The sequence below is a fragment of the Variovorax sp. PBL-H6 genome (genome assembly GCF_901827155.1).
GTDB lineage: Bacteria > Pseudomonadota > Gammaproteobacteria > Burkholderiales > Burkholderiaceae_C > Variovorax.
On sequence record NZ_LR594661.1, the window covers coordinates 23,435 to 42,123 of the forward strand.

Below are 18,689 nucleotides of genomic sequence, written 5' to 3' on the forward strand. Positions count from 1 at the left end.
TGCCGACATCGCGTGACCTCCCGCTTAGGACAGGAGGTAGCGGGCCAGCTCGGCCGCGCCGCCGATGAGCAGACCACCGGCCAGAATCTTGCCGACCTCGGCGATGTCGGCATGCTTGAACAGGAACTTGTAGCCCGCCCACATGATGGCGATGGTCACGGTCGTGATGGACACGCCGCGCAGCACGGCCAGCACGTTGTCCATGAAGGTGTTCACCTTGTCCAGCCCGCCAGTCTGCGCGAGCGCCGGCTCGGCCGCGAACAGCGCGGCCATCACCAGGAAGCCGAGCATCACGGCCATGCGGTTGTTGGAAGTGGTAGCAGTCGTCATTTCATTTGCTCCTGAAGTGAAAGAAAAAGGTAGCCGGTAGGCCGGCCGGCAAGCCGGTTGAAAAGCGTCCAATCTAGTTCATGCTGCAATGTTCTCCCCGTTATCCGTGCCTGCCGGATTATACAACAGGCCGCGCCAAAATAGTATATTTTGGCGAGCGTTTTTCTACTTTTTTGGCGTCTTGAGAACAAGCCGCGTAGGTGCCGCCGCGCGCTTCACCGTCGCCTTGGCTGCGGGCTTTGCGCCCTTCGCCTGCTTCGGTACAGGCTTGCCGGCCTGATCGTCCATGATGACCTTGCAGCCGTCTTTGAAGCCGCTGCAACCCCACCAGTAGCCGTACTGGCCCTTGCGGCGATACATCGGCTTGCCGCAGGACGGGCAAGGGGCCGTCTTGATCGCCACCGGCTGGCCCTTCTCGTCGTCCAGGAAGGTCTTGCACTCATCGTTCGTGCAGAACCACGCGAACGCGCCCTTGATGGGCTTGCCGCTTTCCTTGTCCTTCTTCTGGAAGCGCCGCAGCGGCGAGCTGCATTTCGGGCACGGGTGAACCTTCGGTTCCACCGGCCGCCCCTTGTCGTCGTCCATGAACGTCTTGCAGTCGTCGGTCGGGCAGAACCACCCCAGGCCGCCCGCCTTCTTCTTGTACCGCCGCAGGGGCGTGGAGCACTTCGGGCACGGGTGTTCCTTGCGTTCCACCGGCTTGCCGTCCACGTCGTCCAGGAAGGTCTTGCACTCGTCGTTCGTGCAGTACCAGATCGGCAGCTTGCCGGGCTTCTGGTACTTGCGCAGCCCGGCGCTGCACTTCGGGCACGCGAAGCGCGGCTTGAAGTCGCCGCCCTGGGCGATGGCGTCCAGCTCGGCCTTCAACTGATCGTAGGCCGGGGCCACCACGTCCAGGTACTCGCGCTCGCCTTCGGCGATGCGGTCGAGCTGCGATTCCAGCTCGCGCGTGAAAGCCAGCTCCATGAACTCGAAGCCGGCCTTCACCAGATGTTCCACCAGGATGGTGCCTGTCTCGGTCGGCACCAGATAACGCTTGTCTTCGACAAGGTAGCCGCGCGCCATGATGTTGCCCATGATCGCGGGATAGGTCGCCGGGCGGCCGATGCCTTCGTCTTCCAGCTTCTTGATGAGACTCGCTTTCGTGAAGCGCGGCGGTGCCTTCGTCACCTTGCGCAGCAGCTCGCCGCTGTCGGCCTGCTTCGCGCTGCCGACATCGAGCACCGGCACCTTGCCGGCGCTGTCCTCGGCCTCGTCGTCCGTCTTGTCTTCCACCGCGTCCTTCGCCGTCAGCACTCGCCATCCCTGTTCAATCAGGGTACGGCCCTTGGCCTTGAACTGGAACGGCTTCGCGCCATCGGTCGCTTCCAAGGTGACGCTGTTCACCTTGTAGCGGGCATCGGCCAGTTGCGAGGCAACCGTCCGCTTCCAGATGAGCGCATAGAGCTTGCGCTGATGCTCGTCCTCGCCGGCTTCCAGCACGTCGATATGGGCCGGCCTGATGGCCTCGTGCGCCTCTTGCGCGCCCGCCTTCGTCTTGAACTTGCGCGGCGCGTCCGGCAGCTTCCAGCCCTGCCCTTCGGCGTAGGCGCGCACCTCGGCGATGGCCTCGTCGCTGATGTTCACGCTGTCGGTGCGGATGTAGGTGATCGCGCCTTGCTCGAACAGCTTTTGCGCATCCTTCGCCGTCAGCTCGGGATCGCGCTTTAGCGTGACGCTCGCGGCTTGCAGCATGAGCGAGGTCGAGAAGCACGACGGCGGCGCTTCGCGCGCCGTGTCGGTGCCGGAGTCCAGCACCTTGAACTGGCGGCAGCCTGCGGCCTGCTTCGCCAGGGCTTCATCGAGGACATAGGGCACGTCCTCGGTGATGAATGGCTTCGTGTCCCACTCCGCTTTCCACACGCCGCCGTCGAACTTCACCACCGCGCCGAAGTGGTTCGTCTTCTTGAACGCCACGATGCGGCGCTCCAGGTCAACGACCAGTCGCACGGCCACGCTTTGCACGCGGCCGGCCGACAGGTTTTGCCCGAGCATGTTCGACAGCAGCGGCGACACCAGATAGCCGACGATGCGATCCAGTGCCCGCCGCGCTTCCTGGGCCTGCACAAGATCGGCGTCGATCTTGCGCGCCTGCGACAGTGCCGCCCGAATCGCCTTCTCGGTGATTTCATCGAACGTCACCCGTTCGTAGTCGCCTTCGTCCAGGCCGAGAGCGTCTTTCAGGTGCCACGCGATGGCTTCGCCCTCGCGGTCGGGATCGGTCGCCAGAAAGATCATGTCCGCCCTGCCGGACAGGGCGCGGATGCGGGCGACTCGTTCCTCGCCGCCTGGGAACGTCCGGCCCTGTACCTGGGCCGGAGGGATGTATTCGTACTGCAAGGCGAAGTCGGGCGCTTCCAGGCCGATGTCGTGCTTCGGCAGGTCGCGGACATGGCCCACGCTGGCGACGACTTTCCAGCCGTCGCCGAGGATGGATTCGATCTTCTTCACCTTGTTGGGGCTTTCCACGACCATGAGCTTCATCGTGTACCCCCTCAGAAGACGATGGCCGAGCGCGCCGGCTGCGCCGGTTGCTCGCCCTGGCTGGCCTTCGCGTCATCCTTGGCGACAGTCAGATCCGCCGCGGCGGATGCGCCTGTCACCACGGGCTTGAGCTGCGCGGGCGCTTCGCTCGCCCGGCGCAGCAGCACCGGGGCATGATCGGCAGGCGGCCCATCGCTCGCGCCCTGGGCCGTCACCTTGACCGGCCCGGAGCCGGCCGCCGTCACGCGCTGCGGGCGTGCTGCACCCGGCGCGATCGACGGAACGACCGGGATCGGCTTTGCCTCGACGTTGGCTTGCGCCAAGACCTTTTGCACATACGACGGCTCGCCGGCCTTGTCAGGCCGGAAGCCGCGCGTGAAGTTGCCCGAGTAGTAGCAGGAGAAGGCCGAGTGCAGCGCCCGTTGCCGGTCGCCCTCGGTGCGGGGCAAAGCCCGCGTGTAGCAGTCTTCGAGAATCTTCGAGCCGACGCGGATGTTCGCGCACGGCTCGAAGGCTTCTTCGTAGGTTAGGGAGTATTTCGGCAGGTTGTAGCGGTTGACCTGGGCAACCCCTACCGAGAAGTTCCAGCCAGCGGCTTCAAGAGCCTTGGCCGTCGCAACAGCTTCCGCTTGCGACTTGGGTTGACGTTGGAGCCTTCCGCCCACCACGCCGATGGCGTAGGGGTTGAAGCTCGATTCGACTTGCACGACGGCCGCCATCGTCTGCGGGGCCACCGTAGGGGCGCATTGCTGCGCCAAGACCATGAAATCCAGCATGTAACCGACTCCCTTTAGCGAGGAAACGGCTACCAATATACCATATTTTGGTCAGTGTTCACCCCCTTTTTTGGTCTTGCGCGCGGTGCGTGCCGGCTTCGCCTTCGAGCTTTGCGCCGGCTTGGCCGACTTCGGTCGCGGCGGCAGTTCCTGGTTGCGAAACAGCTCGAAGCTATCGGTCGGATAAGCCTCGCGCAGATGATCGTTCATACGTTTCAAGTCCTTGAAAACCTTCGGCATGTTCCGGTCGCGTCGGGTTGTCAAATACCACTCTTTTCCCTCAGCCCACTTCAAGAGAACGACGACATAGAAGCCCACTGGCGTTTCCATCACCTTGAGCTTGTCAAGGGTTTTTTGAAGTACGGCCAGCTCTAGATCGCCCTCCAGAATGCTGTTCTCGGGACTACATGGAGGAAGTTTCATGCTCGTCCTGTTTTCGTTCGGGTCGGTCATAGTCAAAAACGACTCACATTGTATCGCCAAAACACTATATTTTGGTAGTGGTTTCGGCTAATTACGGCTTAAAAAATGCTCCCTGCCCATGCTCGCCCGGCTACGCCGGGACGGGCTTTCGTGCTCCGCATCGAGCCTGCGGCCACGGCCTTGTCTCGCCCCATTCGGGCGTCAATCCCTCTCGGCAGCGCCTCCGGCGCTGGACGGCCCAACTGGTGACAACTGGCATCACCAGGTGAGCGTCCACAGTCGCCAAATTGTAGCAAGTTGGCGACAGTTTGAGTAGCAAAGACCCGTTCGCGTCACCAATCATTGCCTGCCTTTACATGGGGATAAACCCCCGTTCGGCCGGCTGCGCCGACATGGTGCCGCGCCCTGGCGTCGAAGACGCCCTTTCCCCCACCCTGCCCAGGGCAGGAAGGGGGCGGTGTGTAGGCCCGCGCAGCGGGCAACCAGTCCATGCACACCGCGACACGTCGCCGTGCTGCACACAAGCCCGCAGACTGCCGCCACGTCGGCAGACTGCACACAGCCGGGCCGGCTGGTTCATGCACGCTGCCCCCGCCGCTGGCGGTGGAGAAAGGCGGCTTTGCCGCTACGCAGCCGGCGCGGCCGTCTGGTTGTGCCGCCTGCGTCGGCCGTAGGGCGCTCGCGTTCCGCGCCCGCCCTTGGTGGCATGTCGTCATCGTCCGGTGGCGTTGCTCCACTGCGCACCTTTCGCCTGCCCTAGACGGTAGTCCAGCCATGCCGTCGCTCCAAGGGCCGGGCAAGCCCTGAAATCCTCACCCGTTCGCACTCGCTGCGCTCGCTTGCGCTGCGGCTTCCGGTTTCTCCCTTTCCGCGCCGTCCTGTCCGGCCCACCTACGGGCAATCACGGCGAAAGGCACTCAGCGGAGCAAGGTTCAACACCACAGGAGAAATGCGACATGACTCACCAACAAGTTCAGTTTGAAAAGCCGGCTCAAGCATCTAGCAGAGCAGAGGTTGAACAGCAGAAAACCGTCCTGTTTCACATCGAAGTCGTGAACACGAAGACGGGCCGCCGCGAGCGTCAAACAGCCTACCCGATGACCGAGAAGGAATGCAGCGTGATGGTCAGCAAGATGACCGCCTACCCCTGGCGCACCGTCGAGCTGGTGCCAGCCGAAGCGCCGACCTTCGAGGGCGAGCAGCGCGAAGCCGCATTCAAGACCGTTTGGCGCGACACGCATCGGGACTACCGGGGCCGGCTGGCCGACGGCTCGCTGTCGCTGATGAGCTGGGCGAAGTTCGGCGGCGGACTGGTGACGGCCGCGAGCATCACCGACGCCGAGCTGGCCGAGCGACTGGACGACGCGAAGCGCCGCGCACGCTGATTTTGTATTGCACTGGAGAGCCAACACCATGACCCGCACCGAATACCGCCAAGCCCGCCGATTGATCCGCGACAACGGCCGCGCCGCCATCAAGTGGATGGCCCCGCACGTCGCCGCCGCGATGGACGTTCTCACCTTCGGCCAGGGCAAAGACCGCCTCGCCGAGCGCGCGGACATCGTGGCCTATTGCCGCCGCGAGGGCATCGCCTGCAACCCCCGCCAAACCGCCTAACAGCACGACCAGGAGCGCACACCATGAACGAACTTTTCCAGGCATCCGACGTGATCCACACGCACACCCGCGCGCAGCTCATCGAGGACGGCGACCTGATCGACGTGAGCGAGACAGCCCGCGAGGCCGGCTTTACGGTGCCCGTCGCCATCACCCGCGCGGCCTGGGCCGATTGCGTCGAGTGGACGGCCGAAACCGACAAGCGCAAGACCACGATCCAGGACGAAGCCGGCCGCCTTTGGGACGTGATTTATATGGCCCGACTCGCCGCCCGCGTGCGTGGCGATCAACCCCGCCGCGTGTTCGAGCTGTACCGCGTGCCGGTGCAGGGCCGAGGCATCCGGCCGCGCCGCGTGGCGCTGGCGATGCACATCGGCCCCGGCGATGCCGGCGAGCCGGTTATCACCATCGGCCTGCCGAACGAAGACTAAGCCCGCAGGGTGCCCGACGAGGGCACCCGCTACCCGACACGACCAGGAGCGCACAACATGGCCCGATTCATCCCCGAGAACGCCGAAACCCGCGAATTTCCCGCCGCCGCCGTGGTGGCCTACTGCTACGAGAGCAAGCGCGGCCCCGCGCTGCTGGCCTACAAGGGCCGCCAGTCGAAGCCGGCGCGCTTCCTGGCGTTCGGCAGCGCCGAGGCCCGCGACCGTTCGCTGGCGTCGTTCGTGGAGTACGAGGAAGGCATCGAGACGCGCAAGCGCGAACGGCAGCAGGCCGGCCACGGGCTGGCCGTGGGCGACATCGTTTATTCCGTGTGGGGCTACGAACAGACGAACGTCACGTTCTACGAAGTGGTGCGCGTGCCGTCCGGCCGCTCGGCGACGGTGCGCGAGCTGGAAGCCGACCGGATCGAGAGCGCGCCGGGCAGCATGACCGGCAAGAGCACACCGAAGCCCGGCCAGTACGTCCAGGGCGCGAAGGAAAAGACCCGCCGCGCGACCGGCTGGCACACCCTGGGCGAGCTGTCGAAGTGGGACGGCACGCCGCGCCCCGTGACGTGGTACGCCTGACCGCGACATGGTGACGGCCGCAGCTCCTGGCCAGCTCGGCCGCGTCACCAAGACAGGGCAAAAAAATTTTGCCCTTTCGTCCCACGTTTCCACCTTTTTATTTGCCAATATGGTATAGTTTGGACATCGAGAACGGTTAAACGTGATCGCCAAATCAGCCGATAAGGAGCTACCCATGCGAACCATCGACATGACCCCGACTGGGGCGAGTGGGCAACATTTACGCCGTTCGCCGAGTCGGGCGAGGCCAAGGCCGTGCGCGAGCTACGCGCGACTTCGCAAGGCGATGGCCGCAGCGCAGGCGCTGCAAGCCATCACTGGCACGCTGTCCGACGAGCAGGCCGGCATCGTCGCCAAGACGATGACCGCCGAGCTGACGAAGCAGGGCTTCTAAGGTGGCGACCATGAGCAAGCACAACGGCCGCCCTTCCTTGTCCTGGCCGACCGCGACCTGGGCCGCGAAGCCTGGGCGCAGTACGACGCCGAGGCCGAGATTTTCACCCTCGCCGCGTCCGAGGACATGGACGACCCCATCGGCGAAGCCGAGAGCGTGAGCGAGTGCCAGCGCGTGGCATCCGGCTGGTTTGACGAGCTGCGGGCCGAATGATGCGGGCCGCGTCCACCACGACCAGGAAGCCGGCCGGCTTGTGGCGCTACTCGCTGCGCTGGAGCCTGCCGCACAAGCCCTGCCCTGGCCCGCTGGAACTGGCGGCGGTCGAGGTTCCGGCCGGCGACCAGTGCCCGCCCGTGGTGGCCGATCTTTGGAAGCCCGGCACCGGCTATGCCGTGTGCGTTGACTTCCCGCAGCCGGCCGAAATCCGCCGCTGGAGCGACGAGCGCAAGGCGCAGGCACGCCGCCGCAATCTCGCGCGCCGCGTCGAGAAGGCCGCGCCCTTGTTCGCCGACGAGCTGATCGCCCGCGAGCTGGAGGCGCGGCCCGACTACTTCGCGGGCAAGAACCCGCATCGAGGCTTGGCGACAGACACGCCGCCAGGCCTCGATGCTTCCGTCACCAACGAAAGGGCAACGCAATGAAGGAATGGAACGTGTACGCGGACGGCCGCTATCTCGGCACCGTCCATGAAACGACCGAGGAAGCCGCCCGCGCGGCGGCCTTCTCGAAGTTCGACATCCCCGAGGACGCGGACGTGTCCGTGTCCCGTCGCTAACCACCAGGAGGAACACCGATGGACACCTATCAGCAAATCCACGACTTCACGCCGGCAGGCGCTGGCAAGTTCGCCGACTTCATCGCCGAGCACGCCAAGCCGGAGCTGGACGCCGGCATGCACAAGCTGGAATGCCTGGGCGTGATCGAGGACAACTTGAACAGCCCGAGCGCCGGCCCGCTGGCCTGGGAGCTGGCAGCGGCGAGCGCGGCCGATGGCCGCGCGCACACCTTCGCCGCCGAGCTGGACGACCTCATCATCGAGCACGTCACCCCGGACGAGTGAGGGCCACGCGATGAACATGCACAGCATGACCCTTGAACAGCTCCGCGCCACGCACGAGACGGGCGGCCTTGCCGCCGTCACGCTCGAAGCGCACGGGAAAGGCTTCTACCTCGTGGCCGATTCCCGCTCGGGCGGGCGCGTGGTGCTGGTGCGCTACTCCGACCGCAAGCCGCGCCTGTTCGTTGAGCCGGGCACGGCCTTGAAGCTGCTGCGCGAAATCGGCTTCGGCACGGCCAAGGTGAACATGGCCGGCTGGCAACCCGACCAACAACAGGCCGACGTGTAGCGGCCGAGGGGGTACAGATGAAAACGCTTCGCCTCGCCATCCTGCCGCTGCTGCTGGCCGCCCTGGGCGGCTGCGCGAGCGGCCCCTACTACTACGGCGGCACGAGCTACCGCATGCACAACATCGGCGGCCTGCCGGTGTCCGGCTCGCTTGGTGTTCACGTCACGCCGGGCGGCCTGATGGTGTCGCCGAACATCGTCGTAAGCCCTACCTTCGTGGACTGGAAGAAATGAACCTCAAAACCTCGGAACAGCTCGCGGTCGGCCTAGCCAATTCGTACATGGGAGGCACCGAGCAATGAAGACCTTCGCACGCTGGCTGCGCCGCAACATGCTGGTGCCCCTGCTGCTTGTCCTGGGGGCCGGCGCAGCCGCCACGATCTACCAGTCGATGGAAATCGACGCCCTGGGCTATCGCCAGTTGCAGAACGCCTACAAGACCGGCTCCAGCGCCTTCCAGGCGCGTGTCGCCGAGGCGATGCAGAACGGCACCGTGAGCCGTTGGGAACGCACCGCCCTGCTGCGGCAGTATTGGAGCGAGAGCCACGCCCTTGCGGTTGAGCTTGAAGTCGGAGAAATCGCCGCCGAGCGGCAGGCGCTGGCCGCACTGGTCGGCGGACAGGAGGGGCATTCATGAGCAGAAAACCGACAACGACAGGGCGAACACGCGCCGCGCCGCCGTTCAATGAAACGGACTACCGCGATGCGCTCATGCGCGCAGGCATGAGCGAAGAAGACGCGGCCAGCCTCGCCCGACGCACGGCCGAGGCCCGCAAGGCATCGGCCGACGCTGCCGCGCCGGCCTCGGAACTCCTGGGCCTACCGTCCCCGGCCGACGAAGCGGCCTTCGAGTCCAGCGCGGCGGCCGGCACGCCGGCCAGCAACGCACCCGCGAAGAAGCTCGCGCGCACAGCGAAGGAGAAGCCGATTCGCGCCGTCTTCGACTACCGCAACGGCAAGATTCCCGAGCGCGTGCGCGACCTGATCGAAGCCCACCTTGCCATCGAGCGCGAGGACGCCAAGAGCGCCGGCACGCTAGGCTTCATGACTCGCGCGCTCGCCATCGCTACGCTGCCGCACAGGCGGCAGGACGAATACCGCTTCGTTCGCAAGAACGGCGACTTCGTGCTCACGATGATGACGGCCCACCCCGAAGGGCTTCCCTTCGGGACGGTGCCGCGCATGCTGCTGACCTGGGTTTGCACGGAAGCCGTGCAAACCGGCGAGCGCGTCTTGCACCTGGGCAATTCGCTGGCCGAGTATCTGGACGAGCTGGGCATGCACAGCTCGGGCGGCAAGCGCGGAGACATCACGCGCCTGAAACACGCCATGACGACGCTTTTCAGCGCCGTCATTTCGTGCCACTACGAGGGGGCCGATTCGTGGGCCTTGTCCAACGTCCTGCTGGCTGATCGCGTCGAGTGGTGGCAACCGCAGAACCCCGAGCAGGCCGGGCAATGGCAATCGAATCTCCAGCTTTCCGAACCGTTCTTCAAGGAGTGCATCGAGCACCCCTTGCCGGTTGACGTTCGCGCGATGCGCTCGCTCGGAAAGTCGCCCCTGGCGCTGGACATCTATGTGTGGCTGTCGCACCGCATGAGCTACTTGTCGCGCCGCACGACCATTCCCTGGGTGTCGCTCGCCGGCCAGTTCGGTGCCGGCTACGCGATGGACGAACAGGGCTTGCGCGACTTCAAGCGCGCCTTCCTGCGCGAGTTGAAGCATGTGATGGTGGTCTATCCCGAGGCGAAAGTCGCCGATTCGCCGAACGGGCTTGTGCTGTACCCAAGCCCTCCGCATGTGCCGTTCAGCAGCGCGCCTAAGCAGCGCCGGCTTCCGCTATGAACCGCCGCCAGTTCCTGGCCGCGCTGGCCTGCGCCTGCACGCTCGGCTTCGCCTCGGCCGCGCGGGCCGACTTCGCCGGCCCGGTGATCGCCATCCTTGACGGCGACACCATCGACGTGCTGATTGACCGCCAGCCCGTGCGCGTGCGCCTCGCGCAGATCGACGCGGCCGAGAAGCGGCAAGCCTTCGGCACCCGCTCCCGTCAGGCGCTTTCCTCGCTGGTCTTCCGCCAGTCCGTCACCGTCGCCGATGCCGGCCGCGACCGCTACGGCCGCGCGCTCGGCACCGTCTATGTCTCCGGCGTCAACGTCAACGCCGAAATGGTTCGCCAGGGCATGGCCTGGGTGTATCGCCAATACGCGACCGACCGAAGCCTGTTCGCGCTGGAGGACGAAGCACGCGCCGGCCGGCGCGGCTTGTGGGCCGACCCGTCGTCGGTTCCGCCGTGGCAGTTTCGGCATCGTCAACACGAATAAGGTATCGGTATGTCAGAGCGCATCAATCCAGATTTTTACACCGTCAAACATGCTCCGCTCGGTGAGCTTATGAGCATGGAAAAGACGGACATCGTTCAGATGGAGCTAAAGCGCCGAGCGGCCGAGGCGCTGCAACAGGCTTACGCACTTTATCTGAATGCCTTCGGCGATGCTGCGGCCGGGCAGTTTTCCGACGATGCCGGGCGGCTGGTTCGTCACGAATAGAACCAGGACATTACTCACCCCGGCATAGCCGGGGCCGGGCTTTCGTGCTTCGCATCGAGCCTGCGCACTTCGCGCTTGTCTCGACCCCTTCGGGCGTCAATCCCTTTCGGACGCGCTTTGCGGTTCGGGTTTGGATTGCTTGCTCTCTTTCAGGTTATCACGCCGTTCTCGGCGTCAAGGGCTGCGCGTTCCGCTTGCGGCCTGCCGGCCGTTCCACCCCTGACGCCTGCGCTGCGGCGTGCTGCCTTCGGTCGCAAAGGGCAATCCCGCCCTACGTTCAACCGGAGGTTTCACATGGTTCAGATGAAGCTGTCTTTCGACAACATCAACAGCGACGAGTCGCTGTATGTCCGAGACGCTGACGGCGTATATCAGGTTGCCACCGCCGCCCAGGTTCTGGCCGGCGCTCGCAAGGCCGCCGACTCGCTGGCCCTTCCGGGCCAACAATTCAGCAGCCCGCAGGCAGTCAAAGACTTCCTGGTCGCCAAGCTGGCGGGCATCGAACACGAAGTGTTCGGCGTCATTTTCACCGACAGCCAACATCGGCTGATCGCCTACAAAGAGATGTTCAGCGGCACCATTGATGCCGCGTCCGTGTATCCACGGGAAATCGTGAAAACCGCCTTGCGGCTGAACGCTTCCGCGCTCATTTTCACTCACAACCACCCAAGTGGCATCGCTTCACCTAGCGAAGCTGATAAGCGCCTAACGGCCCGGCTCAAAGAGGCGTTGAGCCTTATAGACGCGCGCGTGCTCGACCACATCATTGTGGCCGGCTCCAGCACGCTATCGTTCGCCGAACACGGCCTTCTATGAAGAATGGGGCTTTGCCCCATTCCTTCAACGTGCGGTAATGCCCAATGGCGACAGGCCCGCGCGATCGAGGCGCTGCGGCTGTCACCAAACCCGTGCAATTCCGCCGCCAGTGATCCACGTCGGCCAGCCGTCCGACCACTGGCGGGTTCCTGCCCACATACCCACCGGCCTGCTACGGGAGTAGTAGGCACCCTTCGCGGCCCGTGGATATGTGGACAGCATTCAAAGGCCGGCCACTGGTGACACCGCGGCCGACCAGGTGCGCGGCCGATGTCACCATCGGCCAGTCTGGTGACAGGCAGATCCATCGAGCTGGATTCGCCCGTCACCATCCCCAAGATGGCGACACGCCATCGAGCTGGCCAGCTCGGCCGCGTCACCAACGATTCCCCTTCATGTGGTGACAGATCCCGCCGGCGCCGGCGGGATGTTCGTCACCAACAAGCCCGACCGCCTTCGGCGTCGAAGACGCCCTTTCCCCCACCCTGCCCAGGGCAGGAGGGGGCGGTGTGTAGGCCCGCGCAGCGGGCAACCAGTCCATGCACACCGCGACACGTCGCCGTGCTGCACACAAGCCCGCAGACTGCCGCCACGTCGGCAGACTGCACACAGCCGGGCCGGCTGGTTCATGCACGCTGCCCCGCCGCTGGCGGTGGAGAAAGGCGGCTTTGCCGCTACGCAGCCGGCGCGGCCGTCTGGTTGTGCCGCCTGCGTCGGCCGTAGGGCGCTCGCGTTCCGCGCCCGCCCTTGGTGGCATGTCGTCATCGTCCGGTGGCGTTGCTCCACTGCGCACCTTTCGCCTGCCCTAGACGGTAGTCCAGCCATGCCGTCGCTCCAAGGGCCGGGCAAGCCCTGAAATCCTCACCCGTTCGCACTCGCTGCGCTCGCTTGCGCTGCGGCTTCCGGTTTCTCCCTTTCCGCGCCGTCCTGTCCGGCCCACCTACGGGCAATCACGGCGAAAGGCACTCAGCGGAGCAAGGTTCAACACCACAGGAGAAATGCGACATGACTCACCAACAAGTTCAGTTTGAAAAGCCGGCTCAAGCATCTAGCAGAGCAGAGGTTGAACAGCAGAAAACCGGGGGAATGAAGCCGATGAAAAACAAGGTAATGGCGTGGGTGGACGTGCTGCCGGGCGTGGAAGCGACGGGGCTTCAGGCCAAGCGTGACGACATCGCCGAGCTGATGGCCGAGGCGGCCGAGCTGACCCGCAAAGCCGAGGAACTGCGCAGCCGGGCCTATTTCGCCGCGTGCAGCCTCGAAGGCGAAGCCCGCAGCCGCTGGACGCTGGAGCAGATCGACGCAGCCAAGCGCAACGCCTGACAACTTCCCGGAGTGCCCCAGGCGGGGCGCTCCCCTTCTCAACTACCAGGAGCAAAGACCATGAACGCATACGAACAGAAGCAAGCCGCCCGCAAGGCCCGTTACGAGGAACGCGCCGAGCAGGCCAGCGCCGAGAGCGCGAGCACCTACAACCGCGCCCGAGACATGGCCCAGGCGATCCCCTTCGGCCAGCCGATCCTTGTCGGCCATCACAGCGAGACGCGCGACCGCAACTATCGTGACCGCATCCATACCACCTATGGCAAAGCCTTCGCCCTGCAAGACAAGGCCAAGCACTACGAGCAGAAAGCGGCGAGCGTGGGCACTGGCGGCATTTCGAGTGACGACCCGGACGCCATCGAGAAGCTGCGCGCCGAGCTGGCGAACGTCGAGCAGGCCCAGGAGCGCATGAAGGCCGCGAACAAGGCCATTCGCACCCACAAGACCGAGGAAACACGCATTGCCGCACTGGTGGCCCAGGGTTTGACCGAGGCCCAGGCGGCCGAGCTGCTGAAACCGGACTTCGCGGGCCGCGTCGGCTTCCCGTCCTACGCCTTGAGCAACAACAACGCGAACGCCCGCCGCATCGCTGGCCGCATCGCCGAGCTGGAGAAGCGCCGCCAGCGTGTCGATGTAGAGCAGGAGGCCGAGGGCTACACCTACCGCGAGGACACCGAGGAAAACCGCGTCATGTTCGTGTTCCCCGGCAAGCCCGACGAGGCCACGCGCGCCCTGTTGAAGCGCCACGCCTTCAAGTGGTCGCCGTCCCGTGGTGCCTGGGTTCGCCAACTGAACAACGCCGGCATTTGGGCCGGCCAGGAAGTGAAAAAAGCCCTGAATGCGCTTACCAAAGTTGGTGACGTGTAATAGCCAATCTGGTATATTTTGGACTAGGCGCAGTGTCCAATAGGAAGGCCGGGAGCCCGGCCTTCCCATCCTGAAAGGAGGATGACATGCGAATCATCGACGACCTGATCGTGAAGACTGCAACCGCAATCCTGCGCGGCGTCATGGCGGTTGGAGCTGGCCTTGTCTATGTCCAGTTTTTCGCCCTGACCGTCGCCGTTTCGATGGTCGGCACCACCGCCCTGGCGGTGATTCTCGCCGCTGCCAAGGCGGCCATTTTCGGAGGTTGAACAATGGCAACGAAGAAGGCGCACACCGCCGAGCTGATGAAGCTGGCCGGAGAGCTGCCCGCACTTATCGAGGGATTGGAAGCGGACATTGCCGCCGTGTCCGCTCGCATGGCCGAGCTGAAAAAAGCCGGCCTTGTGTACGCAAGCGAGCACTGGCGCAAGGACGCGAACGACGAGCCGAAATACTTCTATCTGCTGTATCCGCAGAAGCACGGAGAGCCGCGCCGCCGCGACTACATCGGATGCGATGCGGCCAAGATTGCCGAAGCCCGCGCCGGCATCGCTCGGGCCAAGGAGTACGACGAGCTGGCCGCCCGCCTGTCCAGCCTGTCGGGCCGCGTCCACCACGTCGCCGGCACGCTGCAAGACGCCCGCCGCTACCTCACCAGCAAACGCTAACCCCCGCCACGGAGGCAACGACCCATGACCACCACCATGACCCTGCCCGATGGATTCACCGCCAAGGCGCTGGACGCCGCCGCGTCCGCGCTCGATGCCGTCGCGGCCGGCCTGCCCTTCCAGGTCGATGACCTGATCGCCGGAGCGATGGCGCTCGAATGGATGACGACCAACACCACGCAGGCGGCACAGACCTATGACCTGCTGCACCGTGTCCGCGTCCTCGTGAACGGCCGAGGCTTCGCCCGGACGACCGAGGGGCGCGCAGAAGCTGGCCGGCTGGTGTCGATGGTGCGCGCCCTGCGGGCCGAGCACTGACCCCCCACCGGCCGGGCAACCCCCGGCCATTTTTACCCCTTGCGCGGTAATAATAGTAATAGTATTATTACGACTACAACGACGAAAGGAGCGCCGAGTCATGGCACTGAACCAGGAAATCAAAGAACGCATCTTTGCCGCCGCCGATGAACTGCACGCGGCCAGCCCGAACGGCGAGTTCCCGAACGTCGAAGCCGTTCGCCAACTCAGCCGCGCCGGCATGAACAACGTGGTCGAGGCCATGAAGGAATGGCGCGCCAAGCAGCGCAAGCAAGTGCAGGCCGTCCGCGAGCCGCTGCCGGCAGAGCTGCACGGCGTCTTGCAGACAGCCGGGCAAAGCCTTTGGGAGACGGCGCAGCAACTGGCGAACGAATCGCTAGAGGCCGCGCGGGCCGCCTTCGAGGCCGAGAAAACCGACCTCACCGAGCTATCGGCGCAGCAGTCGGCCGCCTTCGAGGCGCAGACGGGAGAGCTGGAAGCCGCCCAGGCCCGCATTGTCGAGCTGGAAGCCCAGGCCGCCGCCGCCATCGAGCAGCAGCATAAGCAAGCCGGCGAGCTGGCCGAGCTGCGCACGCAGCACGAAGACAGCCAGCGCCGCGCCACCCTGGCCGAGCAGAAGGCCCAGGAGACGGAGCACCGGGCGGCCGAGCTACGCGCCGAGCTGGATCGAGCGCACCAGGACGCCGACCGCTTGCGCCAAGAACGCGACGAGGCCAAGGCCCGCCGCGATCAAGCCGACGTGCGCGCCGAGGAAGCCGAAGGCGAGCGCGACGACGCCCTGCGCCAACTGGCGGCCGGCAATGCCGAGCTGGCCGGCCTGCGCGCGAAGATGACCGCCGAGGCCGAGCAACACGCCGAGCAACGCAAGCGCGCGGCCGAAGAAGTTCACCGCAGCGCCGAACGCATGACCAAGGCCGAGAGCGAGCGCGACAAAGCCCGCGATGCCGCCGCCACGGCCCGCGAGGACGCGGCGAAGCTGCGCGGCGAGCTGGAGGCCGTCAAGACGCAGAACGCCGCCCTGCTGGCCGCCTTGAAGCCCGCAGCGCAGTCGAAGCGCCCGCCGAAGGCTTGACCTTCGCCATTGGTGACGCGATCGCGGCCAGGCCCGGGCGGCCGCGTCACCAATCGAACCCGGCCGCGTGGTGACAGGAAGATCCACCAGGTTGGCCAACTTTGTCACCAATGGCCCCGCCGTAGTGGTGACAGCGCATCGAGCTGGCCAGCTCGCCGGCGTCACCAACGAAGGAGAACAGCATGCAGCACGACCGAACCCGCGCCGCCGTATCCCGCCAGCTCAAGGGCATGGGTGCGAGCCTGTACGAAGTCGGCATTCGCCACGCAGAGCGCGGCATGCTCAATCGGGAGTGGAGCGAGGCCGACATCATGAAGTCGCTGGACTGGCTCAAGCGCGAGAACTTCAAGGGCTGCGACATCTACGTTCGCCCGGCGCGCTCCGCGCCGAGCCGGCTCATTCTGGTGGACGACTTGAGCATGGGCACGCTGGCCCGGCTCCAGGCCGGCCCCTACCCTGCCGCCGTCACCGTGCAGACCAGTCCGGGCAACTATCAGGCGTGGATCAAGCTGGACGACGACATGCCGGCCGACGTGCGGCGCGAGGTGGCCCGCCATCTTGCGCGCGAGTACGGCGGCGACCCGAATAGCGCCGACTCGGCGCACTACGGCCGGCTGGCCGGCTTCACCAACCGCAAGCCCGAACACATCGACGCGGCGGGCCGTTCGCCGTTCGTACTGCTGGACAGCTACAACGGCCGCCCGGCCAGTGGCGCGGCCGAGCTGGTGCAGATCGCGCGAGGCGTGATCGAGCGCGAGCGCGAGCAAGCCCGCAGCATGGCCGCGCACGTCCAGCGGGAGGCCCGCAACATGCCCCAGGCCGCGACCAGGACGCCGCAGACGGCCCAAGAGCTGGCCGAGTGGTATCGCAGCCTATGGCACAGCCTGAAAACGCAGTTCGGCGGCGACTTCGACGCCAGCCGGGCCGACTGGATGGCCGCCGTCGCCATGTTCCGCAAGGGCTACGCCTTCCAGGACGTGGCCGACGCCATCGCGCAGCACAGCCCAGGAATCGACGGCCGCAAGGGCGCGGCCGTGGCCGACTACGTGACCAGGACGGCCGGCAAGGCCGAAATCTGGCACGAGCTGAAAGCCCAGGGCGCAGACTATGCCGACGTGGCCGACGCGCTGCTGTCACTCGCCCAGGATCGCGCGCAGAACCGGCCCTAGCCTCGGCTGGCTTGTGGATAAGCCTGTTGATGGCCGAAGTTATCCACGATGAACTTGTCTTGCCTAAGAAGGCCAGCCGAATCAAGGGCTTGCGTATCCAATCCACAGAACGGCGCGATGAATCTATCTTGCGCCCTGCGCTGAAACTGTCTTGCCGCTACGCTGAAACTGTCTTGAGACGGCGCGGCCAGGATGGCCGGAAAGCCTTACAGGACAAGGCTTTGCGAGCGTTCGCGCACCCATCCCCCTATAGCTTTTGCCTGTAGGTTTTTCTTTCCTATAAATATTTATTGCCTGTAGTGGGAGCGCCCGGAATTGTGGACATTCCGGCCGAGCTGCGGGCCGAGCGGATCACACACCTCCCCTCGCGCGGGCCTGCGGCCCTTCGGGGAGAAAGGCGTCTTCGACGCTTGAACCCCCTACCCTACCCTTCCCCCTTTGAACCATCGCCTGCGCGCGCAGACGGGCCGCCTACGCACGTTCTCGCCCTGGGTGGCCCTACCCCACACGCCCGCGCCTTCGGCCTTCTGGCGGCCTTTTACGGCCTTTTGCGCTGCGCTCGTTTTCTGGCTTTCGTCAGAGTGCATGAAACCGCTGTTTTTCCTAGTGCGATGGCGTGCCGCTCGCGTTTCTTGTTGTTTTCTTGTTGTTTTCTACCTGTTGCATTTCCTGTTTTCTCGGTGTTATACTTCGAGCACGGCCACCTTCGGCCGTTCAACCAGGAGAAACCGACATGCAGAAGAACGTCTTCGTGGGCAATCTCGCCAAGGCCGTTGTCGTCAGCGGCAACGGTGATCGCGCCGTCGCACGCTTCACCCTCATTTCCAACGAATACGCCGGCAAGGACAAGGAAACCGGCGAGGCGCGCGAACGCTCGGTGTCGATCCAGTTCACCGCCTTCCGGGCCAAGGCCGAGGCCATCGCCAAGAACGCGATGAAGGGCGATCAACTGATCGTTGACTACCGCATCGAGAACAACAACTTCCAGAAGGATGGCGAGGACGTGTACGGCTACAACTTCGTGGTGGAGGACTTCACTTTCGGCGCTCCGGGCAAGGAGAAGCGCGAACAGTTCCGGGCGGGCCAATGAATGACGGCCGCCACCCCAAGGATGAGCGAAGCGGAGTTCGCCCGCGTCGCTGCGACGTGTAGCAAGTGGTCGGAGCGTTCCTTGGGTGTAGCGCGTGCCCTACTGGTCGAAGGTGTGCCGCTGTCCGATGCGGCAGCGGCGCACGAAATGTCCAGGCAGCAGGCGAACGTCGTTCGCAACCGCTTCATGGCGAAGGCCGAGAAGCAGCGCGTCGATGCGTTCATGGCACGCGAGAAGCCCAAGCTGGCCGCCACCGTCTTGGAGCCGTTCGACCAGGACATGCGAACCCTACGGGACAAGGGCTACACGATCCGCCAGATCGTCGCATTCCTGCGCGAACAAGGCATTGAAACCTCAGTGACAACCGTCCGCAATTTCTTGAAGGAGTAACCGGGC

Annotated in this window: 28 protein-coding genes; 24 read left to right on the forward strand and 4 right to left on the reverse strand. The window is 65.1% G+C overall.

What is annotated here, in order from left to right; genetic code table 11:
• Window positions 1-24: 24 nt before the first annotated feature.
• From G3W89_RS32775 to G3W89_RS32790, 4 genes are all read right to left on the reverse strand, one after another.
• Entirely contained in the window at window positions 25-330 is a 306-nt protein-coding gene (locus G3W89_RS32775) for a TrbC/VirB2 family protein (protein WP_070698005.1), read from the reverse strand.
• A 165-nt stretch (window positions 331-495) separates the two neighbouring features.
• Window positions 496-2,853, reverse strand: coding sequence for a type I DNA topoisomerase (topA, locus tag G3W89_RS32780; RefSeq protein WP_159597454.1), 2,358 nt, complete (start codon window positions 2,851-2,853; stop codon window positions 496-498).
• 11 nt (window positions 2,854-2,864) lie between these two features.
• Complete coding sequence (locus tag G3W89_RS32785) at window positions 2,865-3,629, reverse strand: lytic transglycosylase domain-containing protein (protein WP_159597455.1); 765 nt, start codon at window positions 3,627-3,629, stop codon at window positions 2,865-2,867.
• Window positions 3,630-3,680: 51 nt separating this feature from the next.
• A complete protein-coding gene (locus tag G3W89_RS32790) occupies window positions 3,681-4,052 on the reverse strand; it encodes a hypothetical protein (RefSeq protein ID WP_081340480.1) in 372 nt (123 codons plus the stop codon).
• Window positions 4,053-5,104: 1,052 nt separating this feature from the next.
• On the opposite strand from G3W89_RS32790, the gene G3W89_RS33145 reads away from it, so the two are divergent.
• The 24 genes from G3W89_RS33145 to G3W89_RS32910 all read left to right on the forward strand — a co-directional run bounded on the left by G3W89_RS33145 (window position 5,105) and on the right by G3W89_RS32910 (window position 18,683).
• The gene (locus tag G3W89_RS33145; RefSeq protein ID WP_197893625.1) at window positions 5,105-5,437 is read left to right on the forward strand and encodes a hypothetical protein; all 333 of its coding nucleotides are present in this window, start codon (window positions 5,105-5,107) and stop codon (window positions 5,435-5,437) included.
• Window positions 5,438-5,465: 28 nt separating this feature from the next.
• Window positions 5,466-5,669 carry a hypothetical protein gene (locus G3W89_RS32800; protein ID WP_159597456.1) on the forward strand — a complete coding sequence of 68 codons (204 nt, stop codon included), beginning with the start codon at window positions 5,466-5,468 and terminating at the stop codon, window positions 5,667-5,669.
• A gap of 23 nt (window positions 5,670-5,692) precedes the next feature.
• Entirely contained in the window at window positions 5,693-6,100 is a 408-nt protein-coding gene (locus G3W89_RS32805) for a DUF6573 family protein (protein ID WP_159597457.1), read from the forward strand.
• 57 nt (window positions 6,101-6,157) lie between these two features.
• A complete protein-coding gene (locus tag G3W89_RS32810; protein WP_159597458.1) occupies window positions 6,158-6,685 on the forward strand; it encodes a hypothetical protein in 528 nt (175 codons plus the stop codon).
• Window positions 6,686-6,860: 175 nt separating this feature from the next.
• Complete coding sequence (locus tag G3W89_RS32815; protein ID WP_162577755.1) at window positions 6,861-7,079, forward strand: hypothetical protein; 219 nt, start codon at window positions 6,861-6,863, stop codon at window positions 7,077-7,079.
• A gap of 212 nt (window positions 7,080-7,291) precedes the next feature.
• Window positions 7,292-7,720: a theronine dehydrogenase gene (locus G3W89_RS32820; RefSeq protein ID WP_232062362.1), complete on the forward strand. Its 429-nt coding sequence runs from the start codon at window positions 7,292-7,294 to the stop codon at window positions 7,718-7,720.
• On the forward strand, window positions 7,717-7,854 hold the full coding sequence (locus G3W89_RS32825) for a hypothetical protein (protein WP_158014636.1): 138 nt from the start codon (window positions 7,717-7,719) through the stop codon (window positions 7,852-7,854). The genes G3W89_RS32820 and G3W89_RS32825 overlap by 4 nt, the downstream gene beginning before the upstream one ends.
• A gap of 18 nt (window positions 7,855-7,872) precedes the next feature.
• A complete protein-coding gene (locus tag G3W89_RS32830) occupies window positions 7,873-8,139 on the forward strand; it encodes a hypothetical protein (protein ID WP_070697965.1) in 267 nt (88 codons plus the stop codon).
• 25 nt (window positions 8,140-8,164) lie between these two features.
• On the forward strand, window positions 8,165-8,425 hold the full coding sequence (locus G3W89_RS32835) for a hypothetical protein (protein WP_070697966.1): 261 nt from the start codon (window positions 8,165-8,167) through the stop codon (window positions 8,423-8,425).
• Between the two features lie 17 nt (window positions 8,426-8,442).
• Window positions 8,443-8,658 (forward strand): hypothetical protein, encoded by a 216-nt coding sequence (locus tag G3W89_RS32840; RefSeq protein ID WP_046532838.1) that lies wholly within the window; start codon window positions 8,443-8,445, stop codon window positions 8,656-8,658.
• A 64-nt stretch (window positions 8,659-8,722) separates the two neighbouring features.
• A complete protein-coding gene (locus tag G3W89_RS32845) occupies window positions 8,723-9,061 on the forward strand; it encodes a hypothetical protein (RefSeq protein ID WP_159597459.1) in 339 nt (112 codons plus the stop codon).
• Window positions 9,058-10,269 (forward strand): replication protein RepA, encoded by a 1,212-nt coding sequence (locus G3W89_RS32850; protein ID WP_159597424.1) that lies wholly within the window; start codon window positions 9,058-9,060, stop codon window positions 10,267-10,269. Before G3W89_RS32845 ends, G3W89_RS32850 begins: the two co-directional genes overlap by 4 nt.
• Window positions 10,266-10,745: a thermonuclease family protein gene (locus G3W89_RS32855; RefSeq protein WP_159597425.1), complete on the forward strand. Its 480-nt coding sequence runs from the start codon at window positions 10,266-10,268 to the stop codon at window positions 10,743-10,745. Before G3W89_RS32850 ends, G3W89_RS32855 begins: the two co-directional genes overlap by 4 nt.
• Window positions 10,746-10,754: 9 nt before the next feature.
• The gene (locus tag G3W89_RS32860; RefSeq protein ID WP_046534443.1) at window positions 10,755-10,970 is read left to right on the forward strand and encodes a hypothetical protein; all 216 of its coding nucleotides are present in this window, start codon (window positions 10,755-10,757) and stop codon (window positions 10,968-10,970) included.
• A gap of 294 nt (window positions 10,971-11,264) precedes the next feature.
• Entirely contained in the window at window positions 11,265-11,786 is a 522-nt protein-coding gene (gene radC, locus G3W89_RS32865) for a RadC family protein (RefSeq protein ID WP_159597426.1), read from the forward strand.
• Window positions 11,787-12,791: 1,005 nt separating this feature from the next.
• A complete protein-coding gene (kleA, locus tag G3W89_RS32870) occupies window positions 12,792-13,109 on the forward strand; it encodes a stable inheritance protein KleA (RefSeq protein WP_232062358.1) in 318 nt (105 codons plus the stop codon).
• 60 nt (window positions 13,110-13,169) lie between these two features.
• Entirely contained in the window at window positions 13,170-13,976 is an 807-nt protein-coding gene (locus tag G3W89_RS32875) for a DUF3560 domain-containing protein (protein WP_159597427.1), read from the forward strand.
• Window positions 13,977-14,062: 86 nt separating this feature from the next.
• Complete coding sequence (locus G3W89_RS32880) at window positions 14,063-14,245, forward strand: hypothetical protein (RefSeq protein ID WP_159597428.1); 183 nt, start codon at window positions 14,063-14,065, stop codon at window positions 14,243-14,245.
• Window positions 14,246-14,248: 3 nt separating this feature from the next.
• Entirely contained in the window at window positions 14,249-14,644 is a 396-nt protein-coding gene (locus G3W89_RS32885) for a hypothetical protein (RefSeq protein ID WP_070697979.1), read from the forward strand.
• 24 nt (window positions 14,645-14,668) lie between these two features.
• Window positions 14,669-14,962, forward strand: coding sequence for a hypothetical protein (locus G3W89_RS32890; RefSeq protein ID WP_159597429.1), 294 nt, complete (start codon window positions 14,669-14,671; stop codon window positions 14,960-14,962).
• Window positions 14,963-15,062: 100 nt separating this feature from the next.
• Complete coding sequence (locus G3W89_RS32895; protein WP_225011477.1) at window positions 15,063-16,034, forward strand: DNA-binding protein; 972 nt, start codon at window positions 15,063-15,065, stop codon at window positions 16,032-16,034.
• A gap of 182 nt (window positions 16,035-16,216) precedes the next feature.
• Window positions 16,217-17,203: a RepB family DNA primase gene (locus tag G3W89_RS32900; protein ID WP_159597430.1), complete on the forward strand. Its 987-nt coding sequence runs from the start codon at window positions 16,217-16,219 to the stop codon at window positions 17,201-17,203.
• A 733-nt stretch (window positions 17,204-17,936) separates the two neighbouring features.
• Entirely contained in the window at window positions 17,937-18,293 is a 357-nt protein-coding gene (locus tag G3W89_RS32905) for a single-stranded DNA-binding protein (RefSeq protein WP_070697982.1), read from the forward strand.
• The gene (locus G3W89_RS32910; RefSeq protein WP_081340476.1) at window positions 18,294-18,683 is read left to right on the forward strand and encodes a hypothetical protein; all 390 of its coding nucleotides are present in this window, start codon (window positions 18,294-18,296) and stop codon (window positions 18,681-18,683) included. It begins immediately after the preceding gene.
• Window positions 18,684-18,689: the final 6 nt, after the last annotated feature.